This is a genomic window from Dryocola clanedunensis, from assembly GCF_038405435.1.
Lineage (GTDB): Bacteria > Pseudomonadota > Gammaproteobacteria > Enterobacterales > Enterobacteriaceae > Dryocola > Dryocola clanedunensis_A.
Genome location: NZ_JBBYHZ010000228.1, coordinates 1 through 517, shown reverse-complemented (window position 1 = coordinate 517; position 517 = coordinate 1). Strand labels below are relative to the sequence as shown.

Below are 517 nucleotides of genomic sequence, written 5' to 3'. Positions count from 1 at the left end.
GCGGTTCTGCTGTTCGACGGGGTTGCCGTACTGGTCACTCTGCACGTAGGAGCCACCGGTGGCGCAGGCCGTCAGGGCGGCAGCAGTCATCAGGGCCAGGGCCACGTTGCGGGTTGCGGGTCGAATCATGAGGGTTCTCCTTGGTTACCGGACGGCGCCGGCTTGCGGGCCGTGAAGAGCATAAACAGCCCAACGCGATGCCGGCATGATGAATGGCACGCTCGGCAGCTCCCTGTTCAGGTAAACGCTTACCCCAGAACCGGATGATCCGAGATGGCCATCACGCCCAGCCTGTGTGCCGATACGCGGCCAAGGCGGCGTCGCGGCCTTCGCCCAGATCCACCAGCGGCAAGGCGGGGTAGGCTGGGGCGTGCTCGGCCAGCAGCTGCGGCGATTGCCAGGGCGCGAAGCGTGCCTTCAGCGGCAGCGCGGCCAGTTCCGGCACCCAGCGCGTGATGTAACGCGCCTGCGGATCGAACTTCTGCGACTGCGTCACCGGGTTGAAGATCCGGAAGTA

General features: G+C 66.2%; 1 protein-coding gene. It reads right to left on the bottom strand.

What is annotated here, in order from left to right; translation table 11 throughout:
* Positions 1-280 precede the first annotated feature (280 nt).
* The coding region (locus AAE045_RS24370; protein ID WP_455549864.1) for an FAD-binding domain-containing protein at positions 281-517 on the bottom strand (237 nt) is incomplete at its 5' end.